Raw genomic sequence first — 19,225 nt, 5'->3', positions numbered from 1 at the left:
CGTTTCGCCAAACAAACAAAAAAAGCGATAGTAAACTTACTAAAGTAAATTTACTATCGCTTTACTAGGAAACCTTAATATCGGATTACTCTTAAGCCTGAAACCCTTACTATACAACTATAAATAACTATAACAAACAACCTGGTACGGGTTGTTTGTGTTACTATGACAATAAGCTAGTAAAAAGCTATTAAAAACTAGCGTTACTAGCTTTAGGCATACATTTTCTAAAAGGCTTCCAGAGAAAATATGACTATCAAAACCCCCACCAGAACGAAAACAACAGGCCAAGTAACTGTTCAAGTTGACGGCAATATGCTGCGATTACAGTTTCCAAGTAAGATTTCAAAAGCTATTTGGAAGACGAAGCAAAAATATAAGACACTCGGAATATCTAATACGCCAGCGAATATGGCAAAAGCGCAACAGATAGCTGCTATCGCACAGATGGATATACTGAACGACAGCTTAGACATCACGCTTGAGAAATACAATCCCCTTAGCCTAGAAAAAACCAGAGAAAAAGTTAAGCCAGATTATCCAAAAGTACTAGACCTTTGCACCCAATATTTTGAGGTGATGAAAAAACCGAATTGCGCCCCTGGAACACAGGTCAGGTATAAAAGTTATTTAAGGAGCATGGAACAATTTGCTGATGCTGACATCATCAAAGATGCTCTAAAAATTAGAGATTCCATACGTGCAGTGAAAACTGCCAACGAAACCAGGCGTGCTTTGGATTTTATCTTCAGCACAATAGAATGGGCAAAACGAAACGAATTAATTCTCAAGAACGCCGAAAATCCTTATAAAGAGCTTAAACAGGATGTTCTAGGAAAAGAAAAACAGCAAAAACCCAAGCATATTCGAGAGCTTCTAGACGATAAGGAAGATAACGACTACAGAGGCTATTCTCATGATGAGGCAAGAGCAATTATTGAAAAAGCTGCCCATCATGGACGGCCTCATGGAGTCTACAAGGATTTGATAGAGTTTTTATTTTTAACCGGATGCCGAACAGGTGAAGCTATTGGATTAAGGTGGGAAGATGTTACTGAAAATTTTGGTCAAATAACTTTTCGTCACTCATACTGTCGTGTATCAAAAGAGCTTAAGGATTTAAAGACAGCGAACGCTGGAAATACCTCAAGGAAATTCCCGTGCGGAGAAAAGCTCAAGCAGCTATTTAGGAAGATTTACGAGTCCAAAACAAATTATTTTTTAGATGGAAAAGACTTCGTTTTTCATCGGAACGGAAGTCCAATAAGCGCTATTTCTCTTTATTTTGTTTGGGTTGGGTATGAAAACAAGAGTGCAGGTATAGTCGAAACTTTAATAAAGGAAGGAAAGGTAAAAACCTATCTCAAACCCTATGCCACCCGACACAGTTTTATTACCTGGCAATTAAAGGCAGGTCAGACCCCTGCAAACGTTGCTAAATTGGTAGGAAATTCACCAGAAATGATTTATAAGCACTACGTCTCTGCTGACGACGATGCCAAGGTAGTGTTTGAAATCTAGCTTTTTTACTCGGAAATTACTAGGCGTTGACGCGCCCCAGAACCCCCAGTCTTTCGTTGGCTGGGGGTTTTTCTGTGTTGGGGTAAAATGCGGATACATTACTGACCGCCGCCACTATGACAGACCCCAGAATCACCAAAATGAACTACGACCTCCGCTTGATGGAACTGCAAATGGCTCTTCTGCTTCCCAAGCCACATCAAAAAATGGAGGCAGCGAAGCAGGAGAATATGCAGAGGAAAATTGAGGAAGAAACGGTGGTCGAAGTCAGCCTTCGCGAACTGGATGCCCGTATCAAAAATCTTTACGGTGCACAAATTGCGAATCTCGAATCTCGAATCGATTCCATCAGCAAAGCATTAGAGGATTTGCAGAAGCAGTTCCCGACTCAGGATAAAAATCACAATCCGTTTCCTTGGTGATTTTTGGTCAGTTATCAGCCCCCCTCTTCATCGCGTTGATTCAGTTGGTTGACCCAATCCTTAATTTGCGTGTGCTGCTCAGGAGATAAGCGCTTGCAGGCTTTGTTAAGCACAGATGAGGTGAACCCTTCCGTTTGTCGCAGTACGGCAAGGTATTCAATGGAATCGCAAAGTTCAAGCATTTCAGTTAAATCTGCGATTGATTTTTCCGACTCTATTGAATCAGGTTCCACCTGTGCCACTTCTTCCGCCGCTGTCGCTGATGGCTGTGCCACTTGCGCTGGAACATCGGCACCAGGGGCGAGTAGGTTGAGCTGTTCGGTCTGAGCCACGGCTGTGATTTTATTGCGCTCGGCATCAGTTAGTAGATGCTTCCACGTCCACTCCAGCCGCGTGCTGAACTCCTGTCTCAGGGCGCTCAGTACCTCACAATTGGTTGCCTCCAGTAGTTGTTGTTTAATTTTTTGGGCTTGATTGCGCTTCGCTTCAATAGAGTCACAGGTTAGGTGCGGAAAGGTAGAGTAGTCGATTTCCTGTGACGGGTGTGACGGGTTGTGATGGGTGGTGACGGATAGGTGTGACGGCTGTGATGTAATCATTTCAATGGGTTCAGCTTCCGTGATGGAATTAGACCCAAAACTCACACTTTCGACCAAACTTTCTGTTTCACTTGATGAGGCAGGTGGTTCCAATTTCGTTTCATCAACAACAAAACTTTCATTATTTTCATTAACCTCAAAAAAAGCATCACATCCATCACATCCATCACTACCAAGGGTTCCAGCCGTCACAGACCCATCACAGTGAGAGGAGCTTTCCGTCACAGGTGGTGAAGCCGTAGGGGGTGGAATATCAGGTGGAGAAGGCGGTTCAAAGCCTGTGATGGGTCGTGGGGCCGTATCTCCGTTTGTGCGAATTTGTAAGCCAGTGAAGTAAGAGCCGTAGCGATCGCGACCTCGTTTCACCTCAGGAAATTTGAGTTGGTTACAGCACAAATCCTCTAGGAGTTTGGTATATCGCCGCTGCCCAATCGGGCGTCCGTTGGTTTGGCGCATAAAGACCGTGTAGTTGGCATAAAGCCAGGTTTCTTCACGAAGGGCGTTATCCAAGCCAATGTAGGTTTTGCTGTCTGGGTCTAACACAATACAGTTGTCCAACCAGTCAGCCAGTGGATTGGCATCGCACAGCGCTTCACCTCTGACCTTGGCTAGCGTCGGTACAGATTTATTGGTGTTTACAACCAGCGAGCGCACTTGGGCCTCTGGCATGGTCAGCACCCATTCCAGTAATCCTGCGAGGTAGGGCTGGAACTCCTCATTCAAGTCGCGTCTAAATTCCGGTGGCGTCTGGACGTTGAATGGAACTGACATCCGCCGCCGTTCCAACCCACTGGTGTAGTCCGCATTCTGACAAGGCTCGTTGGCACTGAGCATGACAAATCCGTTAAAGGTGAAGCCATCGCCGCACTTCTGCTGTCTGCCTTTCATTTCAATTCGGTTTTTGTCTTCCCCCGTGAGGGCCTTGAGGACGTTAACCTCTCCCCCGTATTTCTCAGCCTCGGTGACGATAATCAACTTGGCTTTAGCTGCCGCTGCCAGCTCAAAGCGGTTTTCTTCCAGGTTCTTCAGAGTGGAGGGGAAAACATTTTTGTCGCCGATTAGGGCCGTCGCCAGCCGGAAGAATGTGCCCTTACCCGTGCCGCCCGGACCAATGGCTTCTAAATAGCGCTGGTAGTTGGCACGACTGAAGATTACGCAGTTAAGCAGCGCTCTGAGGACTTCAACCAAGGCGCGATCGCCCTTCATAATTTCCAGCATCCAGGTTTGGATGGGGTCACAACCAACCTTGCGGTCAGCCCAGCGAATCGGCAGGCTCCAGGTGAGGTTGTGCTTGGGTGAATGAGGCAGTAGCTGCAACGTATCTTTACGCAGCACGCCATCAATGAGGGGGATTACGTCATCTCGTTCATCCCACTTTTTCCTCAGCAGACGCCACTTGAGCAGCTTGAGGATATCAATAATATAGGCGGAGCCGTAAATCAGCCCAATGTTGGCGTGGACTTCCGCCTCAATCGTTGCGGCTACCGATTCATCGGATTCCTCCGACCAGACGCCAGGAGCTTCCGTGTCGTAACAATACCAGCATCGCTCCTTGTTATGCCAAGCCAGACGGTCTTTATACTTCTCTGCTAGCTCGTGGGCGAAGGCAGCAGCTTTTGGAGGGCGCTGAGGCTTTGCATCCTCCGCCACAAACTGCCGCTCCCATGCCTCAATGTTCGCGACCTTACTCAAAACTTCGTGCTTGAATTTGTCAGCTCCGTTGTTCTGGATGTAATCATCCATCCCTTTGCCCTGCTCTACACTCCACAGCCCAGTGGCTGAGTACACTCGCACCTTAAATTTTAAGAGCTGTTGGGCCAGTGAAGCTTGTGCCCGGATTACGGCTTTATTGGTGGCGCAGTCGGCGTCGAAGGCGATGATGAAGTTGAACCCAGCGCGAGCATACTTCTCCAGCGACGGAACTAAATAGCGTTTGCCTTGGATATCTGCTTTGGCACTGGTCAGACCCATTTCGACGCCCAGCACCGAAATTGTGGGAATGCCGTTTGAGCAACCGGCGATCGCCTTGAAGAATCCTTCAGTGATTACCAGGCAGGGATGCCCCTCGACCTGGTAACACTTGGCTTTAAGTGCCTCAAAGTCATCCCAGTATGCATTGTCATCGGGGTGGATGGGCAGCATGGCATCGTAATCGCCCAGCGGTGAACGGTATTTGGGTGCTCTCTTCTCACCCTCGTTTTTCCAAGGACGATCTGGCTTGAATTGAATCTGAATGCCGACGCCTTCGAGCAGGATGCCTGCTCCTTTGGCTGGGTAGCCCAGGCGTTGGGTCGCCTCTTGTGCACTGACTGAGCGGCAATTGGCTTGAATCCACCTCTCATCCAGTGCTCTTTTTTCCAGGAGTTCCTGGCAATGCTTTGGGCACAAGGGTAGATCCGCGATATCAATACCTATTGACCTATTGACCTCATGATATTGATTGTTTAGGATTGGAGTCGTATTTAACATACAAATCGCCTTTGGGTATTCCTTTGGGGTGTTTCGCCTTTAGAGGGCTTATCTTTTGGGCGGTGTAATAAGTAGGTGGATAGGGAAAAACTCAACTATGTAACGCTACATTAACAATTAGCCGGACTTGAACTTGAAACGCTCTGTACTCCGCCCCTCAACTTGGCCTCTAGCTTCTAGACCATCCATCACTGCATAAGCTAGGTCTAACTCATCTTCAAACATCTGCCCTGCCAGTTCATGGGTTTTGAGTTGATGCCATTCCGACTCAATCAGATTCATCTGGGAGCAATAGGCTGGCAAAAAGAATAAGTACAATCCTTGAGCTTCCCATTGTGCCCACTTTTGTTGTACTGGAGTACTGGTATGAATTGAGCCATTGTCTTGCACGATGACGCGAATCCGTCCGGTATTGGCAAACTCTTGTGCTGCAACACCAGCTTGCTGATCGATCATTTTGATGTAGCTTTCACTGGTGAAACTGCCAATCACTAAGCCATAGACGAAGCTGACTAACGGTTGCCAAAGCCCTAAAATACTCAGCCGTCTCCCTCGTCGAGGGGTTTGTTCGAGGCGTTTTTGTTCCCCCCGGAAAAAGTAGCTGTAGCTGGCTGGACTCCACAAGCTAAACCCGGACTCATCCAGGTACAGTAGGTCAATCTCTCCCGTGGCAGCAGCTAACTCCAACATATCCAAGTCGGCTTGCTTGATGGCTCGTTGTTCGGAATCTTGTTTGTCTCGATGGCTGACACGGGTACGCTTCCACATCACCCCCTTTTTTTGAGTACTCGACGCAGGTGGTCGGGACTCAGTTGAACTTGCCGCTCCGTTGCCAGTTTTTGTGCCAATTGATGAGCGTTGTAGGTGCGATTGTCTTGTCTAAGACACGCTTCAACATATTCGATGTCGGCTTTTTGCCAACGACATTTCCCCCCTCGTCCGGAAGCCTCCCACAATCCTCCCAATCCCTTGGTTTCCCACCGATGAATCGTCTCTCGTACCGTTTGCATATGCCAGTTGAAGTAGATGGCGATTTTCTCGACGTACCACCCTTGTGCATTCAGTCGCACCACTTCAGCTCGATCTTTGACCCGTTGCGGCACTGTTGTCGCCGTTCTCAGCTCAAACAATGTTCGCTTTTGTTCGAGTGTGAGGAAGATTCTCAGTCGGGCACCCATGAGTCATCTCCTAGATTGAAGAGCTTGATGATTCACTTATCTTTACATACTTTAGGATTTTCTCCCCGACCTACTTAAAGCTTGAGCGGTGTTCTTTGCGGGAAGTGCTCAAGCTTTGTTTTTTGGATTTAAGGAAGTATCTGTCCAATTGGACAGATATTTTTTCCAGTTTTTAATTCATTCCTTACCCTCTTTGTTCCTCTTGCTAGATGCTGGGGGCTTGCTGTCCTGCGCCAACCATAAGGCCACCGCTTGTTCTAGCCCGCTGCTATGGCTAACGCCTTTCCTAGTACAGGCAACCTTAAACTCCGTCGCCATCTCTTTCGGTATGTGCCCACTAACTTGCTGATAATTAGGGTCGTCTCGTTTAGAAGCCACTTCTAGTAGTTCGTTTGGGAAATTTATTTCTTCCATAATCTCATACACTCAAGAATTTTCTGCTTCACGTTGACACGAATTCGCGAATGCCTGTATGGTAACAGCTATAGACGCGAAGAGGACAGAGGCAAGCGTAAAACGCGCACAAGCGGACACCAGTATTAAATGGTTGCAATCCCTTCTAATGCGCTCTAAGCCGAGAAATTGCAAGGCATCTAGCCAATTTGAACCATGAAAACTCAAGAACAAGTAGAGACGTTAAACGGACAGACGTATCCCTCAAGCTATGGATATATGTATCCTCAAAGCTCCCAGATGCGTCCATGCGTGGTCTTTGACGGTGGGAACCGTTTCATTAAGTGGATTGACCCCTCTAACCAGGTCAAAATCATCCCTTCGTGCATTAAAGAAGTGTCGGAGTATCAGTGGAAGCGGTTACGGCCTGACCCTGAAACAGTACTTTTAGAAGTTGATGGCAAGCGTTACGTTGTTGGCAAATTGGCACAAGATTTAGGCGGAGAGCCAACCTTTCAGAAGGACAAGTGCGAACTGGCTTCGATTCTTGCCCTAGTTGCAATCGAACCGAATCCAGGTTCCAACAATGTTCACGTCTCAAAGTTGGCGATCGCACTGCCCAACAGTCTCAACGATGGAGACGTGGCGGCGGTGAAGCGGCTAGAGAACTATCCCTTGACCAAAGAATTCAAGCGCAATGGGGAGCACATCTGCTACACCGTTGCCAATGTCGAGCCTCTGGATGAAACACTGCCTGCATTCCTGTATGCCCAGAGCCAAGGATTCTTCAGTTTCCCAGAGGTGAAGAATGCGGTTTGGGACATCGGGGGTGGAACAGCGATCGCAAGAATTTACCTTCCCAATGGCACCCTGATTCACGATGCGGAAGTGATTTTGCCAGGAACCAAGACATTAGCCCAGCAGGTAGCGGTTGAGATGAAAGAAGTTTTCAACCTCGACTTCAGCCCAAACCTGGCAGACATCATGGACGCCATTCAAAAGGGTGATTGTGTCTACGGAACTGACCGCCTCGACTTCTCTGATATCTATCAAAACGCTTGTGAAAAGTGGGTTGATGCGGCACGCGCTGAGATTCGCTCCAAGTGGACGCAGCATTTACCCCAATTAGGTGAGGTTCTGGTGGTTGGTGGCAGCGCCAACCTGGCTGCACCCATTTGTGAAGCATCAGGCGATCGCTTCCGGATTGCACCCGAACCCCAACTGTTCAACATCGTGGCAATGGCACATCTAGCAGGGAACACCAATGGCTAATCAAACACGGGTTGTTCTGGATGAAGCGGAACGACCAAAAGCCGAGCAAATTCTTGAGCAAACAGGTATCAAAACCTTCTCTCAATTGTTCAGTATTTTCCTCGTTAACTATGGCGACCACTTGGTAGGCGCACTCAAGGCTACTCCCTGCGCTCCGCCGCCACCAGTGGTGATGCCATCGACTTCACCGACAGAACTGCCAACCATCCAACCATCACAGGCTGTACGGCAAAAGCCGTTTAAGCCAATGGCTGGCCTTTAAAACCTTGTTAACGCATCCATGCGTTGGAAAAACGATGACTCTAACTCTGGACGAAGACTTTGAAATCATTGCCTTCAATGGCATCACCGGCGAATGCCTGACTACAGACGATGTAGACCCTATCCTCATCCTCCCCACCTCTACTCCAGACTTCGAGGCCAACATCTGGAGCGCCGTAATCGACTCCGAACGTGACTGGAACGACACAGAGCGTGAGTACCTTCGACGCAATGTGAGCATCCGAGAGAGCATCATGCAGTGGGCAGAATTCAACTATTCAGATGGCTGCTGGACTGAAGCAAACCTTGAATTTTTAAGACCTTATTGGAAAGTCAGCGCTGACGAAATGGACACTCCCAGCGCTGACCCTACCCAAACGACCCGTAACGAATCGAAGGAATAACCCATCATGACAACTTTTAGCACATCAGCCAAGCCATTACCGTTTTACGCCGATGGCGAACCCCCACTCGAAGAACTTGTAGATAAGTTTGGCTCTCGCCTCGAAGCCTTAACCCCACACGACAAACTCATTCTTTTGGCTGCGCTCGCGACGAACCTCGCCTTCCACGATAGCGACTTCACGGGAGAGGAATGGAGCCTTACGGACACGTACAACGAGCTTCCCTGCAATCCTATAGATGACGAACTGGTGGATAGTTTAGCCTCGCTAGATAACCTTCAGCGGGATAGCCTCTTGGGTCTATGCGAAGCCCTGGTGGCACAAGTCCGCTACAACCAAGGAGGTACGTTAAATGTCGCGAGTTAACGTCCCAACCTCAACCCTTCACAAAGCGATTGCCGCGCTCGCAGAGTACCTGGAAAATGAGTTTTCGTCGGAACTGTTTTCCTTTATGGACGGAGGCACAACCCTAGACCTTTGCTCAATCGCGTTATCCCAGTGCCGTCAAGACCCTCACTGGCAAGCCTTAGCCCAAACTTACGAATCGTTGGGTGGGTCTATCTCGTGCCCAGACGATAACGAGTGGGAGGTGGCGTGATGTCAACTCCTGACGACTTACGCCAAGCGTACCAATTAGCGCTAGAGGAGGCAGGCGTACCCGTAAACCTCGCGGCGCAATGTGCTGAAATTACCGCCAAAGATGACGCCTCGAAGCCTAATTTAGGGCGGAGCGCTGACGACCAGCACCTTATCGATAGCTCCATGGAGTGGATGAAGGCTAAAGGATTTTTCGAGCGCTAAATTTAAGCCCCTGGCGTTGCTGGGGGCACCGTAAGGAGCTTTACCTATGAAAATGTCAGGACGCTATGCGCCTGGTCTTTACGCCGGAGTTACGGGAATTTTGGCACTGGTCGCAATCAACGCCTTTACTATCCCCAGCTCCCTAACTGCTGCGTCGGAAAGAGAACGCATTAACGCTGAAGCGAATTTGGAGCAAACGAAAGCCGAGGCCGCCAAAAAGGTTGCCGATGCGTACACCCAAAACGCGATCGCGAATTACGAGCAGTTAATTATCGACGGGTACACGCTAAATAATACCCCTCCACGCCTCAACTGGAAATTAATCGACCCGTTCAAAAAGACGTTCATTTTTGACCAATACCGTCAATGCGCGGGTTACGTATTGCAAGGAAAGTTTTACTTCACTAAATACTACGAAGGAGTTTGCAGTAATGGTTAAAACCACACCGACCACAACTGACGAGGAAGCTACTAACGATACACCGAAACGCGAAGAAAATGATTTCTACGCTATTGTCGGACGAATCATTTCAATGGGAGTAAAAATTATTGGTGTTATCCCTTACGCAATCGCCACCGTCTTTGATAACTTCATTGGTCAAGACAAACCGGGAATTAAAGTGTTAGGGGGTATCCTTTTAATCGGTGGCGTAGTGATGTCGGCCGACGCTTTCTTTCAAATGTTTGGCGGGAAACCACTCTTCCCCTTTTTCGAGCCTCCTAACGCCTGGATTGGTATCGGTTGGTTATGGGTGTGGACTAAGGTCAATTTCTGGGCGGCAGTCGTCGTTTCAGTTGCCGTCATGTGGGTAGAGTCTTACGCCATTCGAGGTAAAAACTTAAACGAAGCAAAACGCGGCTACGAAGAGATTAAACACCATACTGTGCCAGAAAAAAACAAAGCTACCGTTGACCTGGTAGAAGTCCGACGCAAGGAGTACAAACGCGCCGGAATGAACGAAAGGTCAGTGCTGGGACTGTTCATTTTGTTCGTTGTCCTGCTGGACATTATTTCAGCATTTGTCTCTCGCAATCCATTAGGTCAACCCCCATTACTCTTATTGGGAATGGTTGGATATAACGCTTGTACGATACTAGCTGGCGAAGTAGGTTACGCCTTATGGCGACGCGCTAACGGCCACAACTAAAACCCATCAATGCGAACTAGCGCCCTAACCTTTTAACGAGGCGAGGGCGCTTTTAAATGAAAAAGAGGCATTAACGCATGACTTACGATAACACCTTACCCCCTGATTTTAACCCTAACGAATTTGCTCCATTATCTTTACTTGAGCGGGGCGATGTAGACGTTTGGGTGAGGCGTAGAGGGGCAATACTTTTAGATAAAAGTAAAGAGATAGCCAAGGACTGCGAGGCGTCTAAATTAGCGTCTGCAATCACCGTAGGTGCGTCTGTGGTGATGTCTTCCAACCCTTTAGCTTGGCTACCTTTAACGATAGGAGCTTTGGGTTACGTTTACACTATTTTTCAGGAATTTCAAGATACGGGAAGCATCAGACTTATCCCCATGTATCGGGGAAAGCTTGGCGATATCCTGAGCGTCATGGAAGGAGGGCAGGCTACCCAAAGGCACCCGCTGGAAGACCAAATTGAGTACTTAAGTGAAGCGGAAAAGGATGAAGCGTTAATCGTAAATTATCGTTTCGGGGAGATAGCGGCTATCCTTAGCTCGGCACCCCCAAAAGTCCGTTTTGATTTATACCGCCACGTCTGCGGTCAGTTCCACGCTCGTAGAGATTTGATGTCCGGCGATGAAGTTAACCACTACGTTTCAACCGCTGTGAGTGAAGCTCGCCGCACGGCTGTAGTTCCCCAGCTCCCCAAGACGCTACCACTGGTGGATGAACGCGAACCGACGCAAAGACTCCAAACCGTAGCCCAAAACGTAGAGGGTGAAACTGAAACTCCAATCACGCAAACACCAGCAGTGGAAGTTTTAACCCAAAACATTAACGTTAAACTTTTTGACTTTACGCGCCTACGCACTGAACCTGATAAATTTGCCCACCTGCGCGTCATTGGGGGTACGGGTATCGGCAAGACCACCTTCGTTGACTGGCTACTCGATACGTTAGGGGGCGAGCGCTTCGTCATTACGCCCAAGAAGAAGTCATGGAACTGGGTCGGGCTTAAAGTTTATGGATTGTGGTTTGACTATGAGGTTATCAGGTCAAAACTGCAATGGATTCACGCGGAAATGTATCGACGTTATCCCCTAATGGAACAAGGTCAGACGTTTGAAATTACCAATTTCGTAGTAGACGAATGGAGACTGATTAACACTAACGTCAAGTCAATTAAGGAACGTGACCCAGAGACGAAACAAACTATTGAAGTAGCTCCCTCTGCCAAGGCCATGATGAAAGATATTATCACCGTAGCGCGTGAATCAGCGTTAAGATTAATTGCTTTGGCTCAAGGCGAAAACGTAGCGTCTTGGGGGTTTGAGGGTGAGTCTGATTTGTCGGAATGTTTTACCGATATTCGTTTAGGTGAATTCGCTATTGACTACGCCAAATCACTGCGGAATCAGTGTCGCAAGGATAGCGACGATTACGAGTATTGGACAGCCGTTTTAAGTGAACTAGAACGTCAAAGCCAACAACGTACCCGTGAAGGCAAATCAATTCCGTGTTGCATGGTAGGGAAATATCCAGTGCGAATACCTGACTTAACAGATTGGAAGCGAGACGTTAAGGATATTACTTCTGACGAAACTCCTTTACCTCAACTAACAGAAACTACTCCTTCCACACCTCCTTCCGAGGAAACCACCCAAACGGTGCGGAAGCTTACGGATGAAAGCGTGGAAGACGCCCGGAAGCCTTGCGATACGAGGCTGGAAGAGTTTTTGACGCAAATAGCGGAAGCCCTAAACCCGGAAGCTTCCGAGACGCTTCCACCCCTTTTAGATGGCTTAGACCGCGACGGGAAGCTTCTAATGCTAAGGGCGTTACTCTCCCAAAATTTAGGGAAGGAAAAAGCGATTCTTCTAGCCTGGGGCCAGAAGTCGGGTGGACGTAACCACGAGAAATATAAGTACGCTGCGGAGTTACTGGAAGCGATGATTCGTGAACTTAACGGATTAGGGTTTAACGACGAAAACAATTGGGGAATAGAAAACGCAAATGCTAATTAAAAAGCCAACGTTTACCGTCCTACTTCTAAAAGATACGTCGTGGGCTACCGTTAATAAAATAGTACGTTAACGCTACGGGCAGGGGACTACGGGAGGCCGATTTAACCACAAATATGACCACGAATGAAATTACGTAGGCGAAGACGAAAAATGAAAAAACTTAACTGGCTGGGGGTAAAGTAGATCATCTTGTACCCCCTAATGTTGCAGAGGCGTTTAGGGAAAAGTTTAGAGAGTACTTGTAATGAGGATAAAAAATGACCCTAATTAAAGTAGGTCGCTACGTAATAAACTCGGAGTACATCGTTTACGTTGATTTAGAATCTTCAAACGATGAAGTTGTCATTTACCTTCAAAGGTTTGCCGGAAAAGTAATTACGGCTAATTTAGGAAATAAGAAGGAATGGGGTGAACTGGAGACAGAATCGCTTAAGTTTACGGGAAACGATGCTAAAGGATTACGAGAACATTTTCACCATCATTTAACCGTAAAGATAATTAGCTAATCGATACCCTCTAACCCCAAACTAAAACCCCTGGCGTTAGCTGGGGGTTAAATTTTAAATTAACGTCTTTGTTTTAAATAAAACCCATGACTATACCTCAAAACGCCAACGTAAATGCTTTGACCGATAACGAAATCGAGGCAATAAAAATTCGGGTTCATACCCTATCGCAAGAGTTATGGAGTTGTACACCTGCCCCATTGCATTGGGTGGATGACAATGTTTACCGTTTTTAATCGCAAAAAGAGAGCTATTGCAGGTGCAATAAAGCGCCTTACCTTAGTTTGACGCATTGGGTATTAAAATAACACAAGGAACAGTCCTCAAATTTTGTCGGGTTAATCTGGGACAACCAGCGCTCGCAAAACTTTTCGGTCTTAGGTCGTTCATGGAAGTTAAAAACCAATGACCGAGACAGCTTTCTTCCTCTGGTCTGGGGACACTTCCAGATATCGCTGCAAGGTTGCTAGGTCGTTGTGTCCAGATATCTCCTGGATGTGGCGAAGGGGTATTCCGGCATTGCACATCTGGGTGAGAGCTGTTCTGCGGAATGAGTGGGTGGAAACGCCGACCACCCCGATGCGCTCGCAAGCTTTCTTAAGAATCTTATCCGCCATGAAGCGAGTCATCGGTTGACCTGGACACCTACCAGGGAAGAAGTTGCCAGGTTTTTTGGGTTGGTACGCTTCCAATAGTGAAGCCAGTCCCGGCTGGATATCAACCACGCGGGTTTTTAATTTCCCTTTGGTGGTAGACTTCCTGAAGGTCAGCATTCCACCTTTTATATCAGTGGTTTGGAGAGCTAAAGCTTCACTGACCCGACAGCCAGTAAATAAACAGATGCCAAATAGCGCTCTATCCCGTGGGGTCACAAGCCCTTCGGTAAATAATTGTCGCAACTCGCTTTGTGACAATACTTTCCCCTGTCCGTTGCCGTTAACCTTCATAACCCTTACCAGTTCTAGGTTCCAGCCTACTACACGAAATCCCGGTTTCGTTGAATAAAACCTGCAACCCCTGCAATTTCGTTCTCATGAAGAGTAAGTTTCTCGGCACCTACCGCCTTATTGAGAAGAGTTATCACTAATTGTTACTAGACATAAGCTGGAGAACATTCGGGAAATGGGTATTTGCCCACGGTTGGGTGAGCGGAGCGATAGCATAGGAAGATAAGCCTTTATAGGCACGCTTGTAGGGTGGTCGTCTGAGGAACCTCAGTGAGGACCACCCTTAAAACTTGCACTCATTTCTGTAAGCCAGTGGTTTTTGCGTCTCCCTCTGTCGGGAAGAAGCGGGAATACGATATCCAGAAACAGCCGCCAAATAAAGCGCTCAGTTTTTTGTCTTTGTGATGCCATTCTCAAGCAACTCCTCGAATAATGGTTCCCCAAAGCTCATCAACCGCAGCGAAGGCATTTCATCAAATACCTCTGGATAAAAAGTAACGCTTACGTTCCGCCCTTTGTAAGTAAGCTCCCAGGTGCGATCGCTCTGGCGTTCAAACAATGCACCACAAGACCTTAAAATTGTTGAAGTCGTAAATAACTGCTCAATCGTCTCTGGTGTAACAGGAGCCGGGGTAATTGGCTTGCGGATGTCTTCCAAGTCAGCCTCCACGTCCATTGCCACCATCTCTTCTAACGCAGGACGTAGGGGTGGAGTGTTGAGTACCTCGTCGAATTCGGACATCAGAACATCCTCTTCTTGGGGGTCAGCACTCATTACCGCTTGCTCGATAAACGTAGGAACTTGAGCCAGAATCGGTTGCAGGTTGCCGACGACAGTGGCAAAAGCATTGATGCGATCGCGTAATTTCCGATACACTTTCGCCTCTACTGTGCCGTCATAGTAGAAATTGTGAATCTTAACCGTGGGATAAATCTGCCCGATTCGGTCTAAGCGCCCAATCCGCTGCTCAACTCGCATTGGGTTCCAGGGCATATCGTAATTCACTAACACCCCGCAGGTTTGCAGGTTCAAGCCCTCGGATGCTGATTCCGTACACAGCAGAATTTTAATTTCACCCTCTCGGAACTGACGTTTGATAAGTTCTTTGGGCAGAATGCACCACTCGCTTCCCCGGTACAACTCTCCGCCGCGTCCGGAGTAACACGCCACTTGATTTCCATAAAGCTGCCGCAGTGACTCCCGCAGGTAGTCCATCGTGTCAGTATACTGGGTGAAAATAATTGCACTCTCCCGCTCAATCAGTTCCCGGCGCAGAGTGTCGATTAAGTGGGACAGCTTGCTGTCTTCCCCCGTATTCTCAAACTGACGTAGTAAGTCTTCGAGATATTCAATCTCTCTGGGGTCTACGGGTTCCAAGTAGGATTCCAACCCAGCAATTACGGCATCATCTGCCTCGTCTATATCACTCAAATCATCGTTGGTGATACTGCTGCCAGTTTCCGTTAGTAGGGAATCTAAGCGGCGTTGCAAGGATTCGCGGATAGCGTAAAACGAACTGGTAAGTCGCTTGCGGTACAAAGTCATCAAGAAGCCTAACGCCTTGCGTTCCTGCTTTTGGGCGAGACGATAGAAGTTTCGCACGTACTCGCTGACGGCGCGATATAAAGGGACTTCTCGGTTCGGTTCTAGGCTAATGGCATCGTCCCGCACGTCCCGCTGGGGAATGTCTCGGTCTAGCAAACCCAGGCGATAATACTGCCGTAGAGTATCGCGGGTGTGGCGGAACATTAAGTCTTTGAGAGGAGTGTTGACGGTGAGGTACTGCCGCGAGGTGGTAATAAAGGGTTCGTCGGCGAGATACTGTTTGTGGTTTACTATTTTTTGACCGTCTTTCCAGACATTTTGTAGTTTGTAAGTGATAAAGCGATCCCGCCTCTCTAAATACTGCTGCAAGCGATCGCAGGACTTACCGCCGCACTTGAAGTAATCCACAGACATCTGCTGCCAGAATTCCAGGGTGTAGCGGTCTGGGGGAACAGGTAAAGTAGCAAAATAATCACAGAAGTTATCAGCGTAAGACCAGTCTCCCTGAAGCCCTAGCAGGTGGAGTAAGTCAAAGACTTCAATCGGGTCAATCTGCATTGGGGTAGCAGACAGCAGCACCAGGGCGCGTGTCTTTTCTTTGAGTTGCCCCATTAACTCTAACAGCCGATTAGGAGTGTCTTTACGGGCTTGAGGGCTTTTGCGTCGTGCGTGGTGGGCTTCATCTAACACCACTAAATCCCATGAGTCTGCATCCAATAGTTCCTGCATCCGTTGTTCGCGGCGTACTAGATGACTGGAGGCGAGAACCAAGTCTTTGGTATTCCAGGGGTTGGTAACTGTAGAAACGGTATTGCCGTAAGGGTCAGTTAATCCCCCTTGCGCGTAACTCCAGAAGTGAAGGTTGAACTTTTCTCGCAGTTCTTCCTGCCACTGGGGTTGGACGCTGGCAGGGGCGAGGATTAAGACGCGCTTCACTTTTTGGCTTACCAGCAGGTAACGCAGAATCAAGCCAGTTTCAATTGTCTTCCCCAGTCCAACTTCATCGGCAATGAGGAAACTGCGGGGGAACTCCTGGGCGACTCGGCGGAGTACCTTGGTTTGGTGAGGCCAGGGGGTAATGGGAATGGATTTGAGGCAGAAGTCCAAGCAGCCGGGGTGTTGATGCAAGTTAGCAAGCTGGGCAAAAGCTTGGCGTTCTCGTTCCCATTGGGCTTCGGAAATGGCAGGTGTATCCGTAGTCAGGCCATCTTGCCCGTTGGTTTCAGTGTCCGACGTTAGTTCAGGTGTTAGGGAGTGAGACGCTTCCACTTCTTGGGGCGATTGCGTCTTGATTTCCTTGTCTCCATTTTTCGGCAGGGTTCTGGTATCGAATTCCGCTTGTTTGTTCCAAGTGGGTTTGGTTGCCGGGGTGTAGCGCAGCAGCTTTTGCTGAACGGCTTCTGGTATATCAAAGACTCGGACGTTGGGGGCTAAATTGTTCCAGAGTTGTTCAAAGCGGAAGAGTTCCTCGTTGACTCGTTCTGAGTCTCGCCCACCTTCCCAGCTACAGTAAACGTGGAACGATTCGACGTTGCTTTCCCAACCGCTGAGGGATTCGTTGTTGGAACCGCTGAAGGCTAATTGGTTGCCTTGAGAATCGGTGAAAATGCCGACTTTTTCATGGAAAATGTGATAGGGGTCGAGTTGGGTGTGGCTTTCTTCCGGTATCCCATTGTTTTTGAGCGGTACGGCTATTTTAATATCTAAGTAACCGTTAGCCACTAGCCAACTGAGAATCTCGAAGTGTTTGAGTTGGGCGAAGTTCTCAGGGGGGTTGAGTTCGGCATCGAGGCGAGTGAGTAATGCCTCTCGCAGTTCGTAACCTTGTTGAATGGCTTGCAAGTCTTGGGGGCTAAACTGACAGCCCATAATTAGCCGCATTTTCCCCTCGTTGTGCAGCATTGCCCCTAAGCCACGGGCGACTTTGCTCAAGATGGCACTGTTGAAGAAGCCGGATTTGCGATCGTATTGGACGGCGCATTCTAATGCCGGAATATAGAAGTCGGCAATGGGATTGTTCTCATTGCTGGAGTAGCTGATGCGCCAGGATTTTTTGCGAAACAATAAAGGCATTAATAAGAAAAATCTTGCTGTATTTGATTAGTAAATTTTAGGGCTTTCATTCCTAGCCTTATGTATTTTAAAACCTGTTTGTAATCATCTTCCCCTATCAAAGTAGAAGAATGAGTTTGAGCATAAAATAGTGAACAATATTTATTGTAAATTTCTAGTCCTTTGCTAATAAGCAATTCGACTTCTGCCCAAGTGAGTGGGTCGGGATTACTCTTGGGAGACAGGACTTGACCTTTATTTGTATGAGCAATAACATTTCCCCTCAAAATCGTTAACTTTTTGACTAAAGGATTATCATTACTAACAAAAGAAAGGTCTTCTACAAGTTGCTCTGTTGTCGGTTCTCTTTGAGTTTTAGCGAGAGAATCAACATACACATTATCTTTCAAGCGCTCTCGGAATTTAGAGATATCAAAAAGCTCAGTATTTCCCTGAATTATCTGAATCAGTTCTTTAAGGCTTAAGCTCTTTGGGTTATGGTCATAGGCTCTACATAGATTTAAAATACTTATCTCTCTGTGAGCATCAATTGTTAATCCCCAAAAGGCTACACATTGATTTATTTCTCTTTCATATTTAGAAAGTGCATCTTGTAAATTTATGTAGAGCTTGAAATGATGGCTTGCGTTGAGAAGGTCATTTGAGAGTCCTTCTAATAGCTTTTTAAATTCTTCTTCTGTGTATTTCATAGCCAAAAGTTACCTTTCCTGCCATTTATTTGATAGCATTCCCAATAGAATTGTTCTTTCTATTCCTCAATAGAAGTCTTCAGCGCTCTGACTTCTTTTAAAAATTCAGAAGTCTTGTGTTCACAAATTATTTAAGAATGCTATATATGTCAAGGTTCCAACCAGTTTTCAAGCTGTAAGTTTGTAATATTGATAAAGTGACGTGTATTATTAGTAACTAAAGTATCATTTCGAGAACGGGCAACTGCTGCAATTATGGCATCAAGCTGTCCGGTAGGTCTGCCTATTTGTCTGAGTTCTCCTTGGATTTTGCCAAATTCTCTAGCCGCATTCTCATCGAAGTTAACTTTGGGTAGCTGGTTGGCAAATTGATTGAGTACGAGCAGATTTTGCTCAACTCGACTCGAACAATACACGCCTTTATAGAGTTCTCCGAGAACAAGCGTCGAGAGATAACATTCCTGGTATTTTCGCTGAAACTGAGCGACAGCAGATGATTTTCCCTGAATAATCGCTATACAGATATTAGTATCGAGCAAGTACATGAGAGTATCAATTCAAGTCATCAAAGTTTATAAATTCTCCTAAATCGGCATGACGCTCTCTATCTATCTCATTAAAAATCCCTGTAATTTCATCATCATCTTTCCAGGCTCCAATCACTGCTTGTAGCTGTTCCCACCTTTCATCTCGTTCAATTAATAGATTATCTGGAATCTCGATAAAAATTTCTAGTCCATCTGGAACAGGGATTGCTTCTAAAAGCTCAATGGTTTTACCCCGTAAAATTCCTCTGATTTTCATTGGGTTTACTCCTGATTGGGTGATTGGATTTGATATTAAGCGCCATCGGCTTTGTATCTTTCTCTCCCTCGCTCTTGACGACAAAGGGTGCAATACCAATATGAATTCTGACTTTTGACTAGGATACTCCTTGTCATACCCCAGTTTTACAATTGATTTGTATTTACTATAACGTGGTAT

At 47.1% G+C, this 19,225-nt stretch carries 20 protein-coding genes and 1 pseudogene; 13 read left to right on the top strand and 8 right to left on the bottom strand.

Features of this window, described 5'->3' with window-relative positions; translation table 11 throughout:
• The first annotated feature begins 249 nt into the window (after positions 1-249).
• Positions 250-1,521, top strand: a complete 1,272-nt coding sequence (locus tag MIC7113_RS32585) for a tyrosine-type recombinase/integrase (RefSeq protein WP_015186340.1) — start codon at positions 250-252, stop codon at positions 1,519-1,521.
• 140 nt (positions 1,522-1,661) lie between these two features.
• On the top strand, positions 1,662-1,943 hold the full coding sequence (locus MIC7113_RS32580) for a hypothetical protein (protein ID WP_155898319.1): 282 nt from the start codon (positions 1,662-1,664) through the stop codon (positions 1,941-1,943).
• Between the two features lie 14 nt (positions 1,944-1,957).
• On the opposite strand, the gene MIC7113_RS32575 is transcribed toward MIC7113_RS32580, so the two are convergent.
• The 3 genes and pseudogenes from MIC7113_RS32575 to MIC7113_RS32560 all read right to left on the bottom strand — a co-directional run bounded on the left by MIC7113_RS32575 (position 1,958) and on the right by MIC7113_RS32560 (position 6,603).
• Positions 1,958-5,011: a DUF3854 domain-containing protein gene (locus tag MIC7113_RS32575; protein ID WP_015186338.1), complete on the bottom strand. Its 3,054-nt coding sequence runs from the start codon at positions 5,009-5,011 to the stop codon at positions 1,958-1,960.
• 117 nt (positions 5,012-5,128) lie between these two features.
• Positions 5,129-6,189: pseudogene (locus MIC7113_RS35725) on the bottom strand (IS630 family transposase).
• Positions 6,190-6,366: 177 nt separating this feature from the next.
• Positions 6,367-6,603 (bottom strand): hypothetical protein, encoded by a 237-nt coding sequence (locus MIC7113_RS32560; RefSeq protein ID WP_015186335.1) that lies wholly within the window; start codon positions 6,601-6,603, stop codon positions 6,367-6,369.
• Between the two features lie 195 nt (positions 6,604-6,798).
• Here MIC7113_RS32560 and MIC7113_RS32555 point away from each other — a divergent pair, with 195 nt between their 5' ends.
• From MIC7113_RS32555 to MIC7113_RS37120, 11 genes are all read left to right on the top strand, one after another.
• Positions 6,799-7,854 (top strand): ParM/StbA family protein, encoded by a 1,056-nt coding sequence (locus MIC7113_RS32555; protein WP_015186334.1) that lies wholly within the window; start codon positions 6,799-6,801, stop codon positions 7,852-7,854.
• Positions 7,847-8,116, top strand: a complete 270-nt coding sequence (locus MIC7113_RS32550) for a hypothetical protein (protein WP_015186333.1) — start codon at positions 7,847-7,849, stop codon at positions 8,114-8,116. The genes MIC7113_RS32555 and MIC7113_RS32550 overlap by 8 nt, the downstream gene beginning before the upstream one ends.
• A gap of 34 nt (positions 8,117-8,150) precedes the next feature.
• On the top strand, positions 8,151-8,519 hold the full coding sequence (locus tag MIC7113_RS32545; protein ID WP_015186332.1) for a hypothetical protein: 369 nt from the start codon (positions 8,151-8,153) through the stop codon (positions 8,517-8,519).
• Between the two features lie 6 nt (positions 8,520-8,525).
• The gene (locus MIC7113_RS32540; RefSeq protein ID WP_015186331.1) at positions 8,526-8,885 is read left to right on the top strand and encodes a hypothetical protein; all 360 of its coding nucleotides are present in this window, start codon (positions 8,526-8,528) and stop codon (positions 8,883-8,885) included.
• Positions 8,872-9,117: a hypothetical protein gene (locus MIC7113_RS32535; RefSeq protein WP_015186330.1), complete on the top strand. Its 246-nt coding sequence runs from the start codon at positions 8,872-8,874 to the stop codon at positions 9,115-9,117. Before MIC7113_RS32540 ends, MIC7113_RS32535 begins: the two co-directional genes overlap by 14 nt.
• On the top strand, positions 9,117-9,320 hold the full coding sequence (locus MIC7113_RS32530; protein WP_015186329.1) for a hypothetical protein: 204 nt from the start codon (positions 9,117-9,119) through the stop codon (positions 9,318-9,320). Before MIC7113_RS32535 ends, MIC7113_RS32530 begins: the two co-directional genes overlap by 1 nt.
• 46 nt (positions 9,321-9,366) lie before the next feature.
• Positions 9,367-9,759 carry a hypothetical protein gene (locus MIC7113_RS32525; protein WP_015186328.1) on the top strand — a complete coding sequence of 131 codons (393 nt, stop codon included), beginning with the start codon at positions 9,367-9,369 and terminating at the stop codon, positions 9,757-9,759.
• Positions 9,752-10,468: a hypothetical protein gene (locus MIC7113_RS32520; protein WP_015186327.1), complete on the top strand. Its 717-nt coding sequence runs from the start codon at positions 9,752-9,754 to the stop codon at positions 10,466-10,468. The genes MIC7113_RS32525 and MIC7113_RS32520 overlap by 8 nt, the downstream gene beginning before the upstream one ends.
• A 77-nt stretch (positions 10,469-10,545) precedes the next feature.
• Positions 10,546-12,480: a hypothetical protein gene (locus MIC7113_RS32515; protein WP_015186326.1), complete on the top strand. Its 1,935-nt coding sequence runs from the start codon at positions 10,546-10,548 to the stop codon at positions 12,478-12,480.
• A 257-nt stretch (positions 12,481-12,737) separates the two neighbouring features.
• Positions 12,738-12,986, top strand: a complete 249-nt coding sequence (locus MIC7113_RS32510; protein ID WP_015186325.1) for a hypothetical protein — start codon at positions 12,738-12,740, stop codon at positions 12,984-12,986.
• Between the two features lie 86 nt (positions 12,987-13,072).
• Positions 13,073-13,222: a hypothetical protein gene (locus tag MIC7113_RS37120; RefSeq protein WP_015186324.1), complete on the top strand. Its 150-nt coding sequence runs from the start codon at positions 13,073-13,075 to the stop codon at positions 13,220-13,222.
• A gap of 159 nt (positions 13,223-13,381) precedes the next feature.
• Here the strand turns inward: MIC7113_RS37120 and MIC7113_RS32505 are convergent, their stop codons facing one another.
• The 5 genes from MIC7113_RS32505 to MIC7113_RS32485 form a co-directional block, all read right to left on the bottom strand.
• The gene (locus MIC7113_RS32505) at positions 13,382-13,933 is read right to left on the bottom strand and encodes a tyrosine-type recombinase/integrase (protein ID WP_015186323.1); all 552 of its coding nucleotides are present in this window, start codon (positions 13,931-13,933) and stop codon (positions 13,382-13,384) included.
• 385 nt (positions 13,934-14,318) lie between these two features.
• The gene (locus tag MIC7113_RS32500; protein WP_015186322.1) at positions 14,319-17,552 is read right to left on the bottom strand and encodes an SNF2-related protein; all 3,234 of its coding nucleotides are present in this window, start codon (positions 17,550-17,552) and stop codon (positions 14,319-14,321) included.
• On the bottom strand, positions 17,552-18,241 hold the full coding sequence (locus tag MIC7113_RS32495; RefSeq protein WP_015186321.1) for an AbiU2 domain-containing protein: 690 nt from the start codon (positions 18,239-18,241) through the stop codon (positions 17,552-17,554). The genes MIC7113_RS32500 and MIC7113_RS32495 overlap by 1 nt, the downstream gene beginning before the upstream one ends.
• A gap of 149 nt (positions 18,242-18,390) precedes the next feature.
• Positions 18,391-18,786 (bottom strand): type II toxin-antitoxin system VapC family toxin, encoded by a 396-nt coding sequence (locus MIC7113_RS32490; RefSeq protein ID WP_015186320.1) that lies wholly within the window; start codon positions 18,784-18,786, stop codon positions 18,391-18,393.
• 7 nt (positions 18,787-18,793) lie between these two features.
• Positions 18,794-19,045, bottom strand: a complete 252-nt coding sequence (locus tag MIC7113_RS32485) for a hypothetical protein (RefSeq protein ID WP_015186319.1) — start codon at positions 19,043-19,045, stop codon at positions 18,794-18,796.
• Positions 19,046-19,225 lie beyond the last annotated feature (180 nt).

This window comes from Allocoleopsis franciscana PCC 7113 (assembly GCF_000317515.1).
GTDB lineage: Bacteria > Cyanobacteriota > Cyanobacteriia > Cyanobacteriales > Coleofasciculaceae > Allocoleopsis > Allocoleopsis franciscana.
Note: the sequence above shows the minus strand (reverse complement) of the source record. Positions and strands in the feature narration are given on the sequence as shown.

What these genes read in the sequence shown, in the direction of transcription:
- MIC7113_RS32585 (WP_015186340.1), top strand. Translation starts at nt 250, where the DNA reads ATGACTATCAAAACCCCCACCAGAACGAAAACAACAGGCCAAGTAACT.
- MIC7113_RS32580 (WP_155898319.1), top strand. Translation starts at nt 1,662, where the DNA reads ATGAACTACGACCTCCGCTTGATGGAACTGCAAATGGCTCTTCTGCTT.
- MIC7113_RS32575 (WP_015186338.1), bottom strand. Translation starts at nt 5,011, where the DNA reads ATGTTAAATACGACTCCAATCCTAAACAATCAATATCATGAGGTCAAT.
- MIC7113_RS32560 (WP_015186335.1), bottom strand. Translation starts at nt 6,603, where the DNA reads ATGGAAGAAATAAATTTCCCAAACGAACTACTAGAAGTGGCTTCTAAA.
- MIC7113_RS32555 (WP_015186334.1), top strand. Translation starts at nt 6,799, where the DNA reads ATGAAAACTCAAGAACAAGTAGAGACGTTAAACGGACAGACGTATCCC.
- MIC7113_RS32550 (WP_015186333.1), top strand. Translation starts at nt 7,847, where the DNA reads ATGGCTAATCAAACACGGGTTGTTCTGGATGAAGCGGAACGACCAAAA.
- MIC7113_RS32545 (WP_015186332.1), top strand. Translation starts at nt 8,151, where the DNA reads ATGACTCTAACTCTGGACGAAGACTTTGAAATCATTGCCTTCAATGGC.
- MIC7113_RS32540 (WP_015186331.1), top strand. Translation starts at nt 8,526, where the DNA reads ATGACAACTTTTAGCACATCAGCCAAGCCATTACCGTTTTACGCCGAT.
- MIC7113_RS32535 (WP_015186330.1), top strand. Translation starts at nt 8,872, where the DNA reads ATGTCGCGAGTTAACGTCCCAACCTCAACCCTTCACAAAGCGATTGCC.
- MIC7113_RS32530 (WP_015186329.1), top strand. Translation starts at nt 9,117, where the DNA reads ATGTCAACTCCTGACGACTTACGCCAAGCGTACCAATTAGCGCTAGAG.
- MIC7113_RS32525 (WP_015186328.1), top strand. Translation starts at nt 9,367, where the DNA reads ATGAAAATGTCAGGACGCTATGCGCCTGGTCTTTACGCCGGAGTTACG.
- MIC7113_RS32520 (WP_015186327.1), top strand. Translation starts at nt 9,752, where the DNA reads ATGGTTAAAACCACACCGACCACAACTGACGAGGAAGCTACTAACGAT.
- MIC7113_RS32515 (WP_015186326.1), top strand. Translation starts at nt 10,546, where the DNA reads ATGACTTACGATAACACCTTACCCCCTGATTTTAACCCTAACGAATTT.
- MIC7113_RS32510 (WP_015186325.1), top strand. Translation starts at nt 12,738, where the DNA reads ATGACCCTAATTAAAGTAGGTCGCTACGTAATAAACTCGGAGTACATC.
- MIC7113_RS37120 (WP_015186324.1), top strand. Translation starts at nt 13,073, where the DNA reads ATGACTATACCTCAAAACGCCAACGTAAATGCTTTGACCGATAACGAA.
- MIC7113_RS32505 (WP_015186323.1), bottom strand. Translation starts at nt 13,933, where the DNA reads ATGAAGGTTAACGGCAACGGACAGGGGAAAGTATTGTCACAAAGCGAG.
- MIC7113_RS32500 (WP_015186322.1), bottom strand. Translation starts at nt 17,552, where the DNA reads ATGCCTTTATTGTTTCGCAAAAAATCCTGGCGCATCAGCTACTCCAGC.
- MIC7113_RS32495 (WP_015186321.1), bottom strand. Translation starts at nt 18,241, where the DNA reads ATGAAATACACAGAAGAAGAATTTAAAAAGCTATTAGAAGGACTCTCA.
- MIC7113_RS32490 (WP_015186320.1), bottom strand. Translation starts at nt 18,786, where the DNA reads ATGTACTTGCTCGATACTAATATCTGTATAGCGATTATTCAGGGAAAA.
- MIC7113_RS32485 (WP_015186319.1), bottom strand. Translation starts at nt 19,045, where the DNA reads ATGAAAATCAGAGGAATTTTACGGGGTAAAACCATTGAGCTTTTAGAA.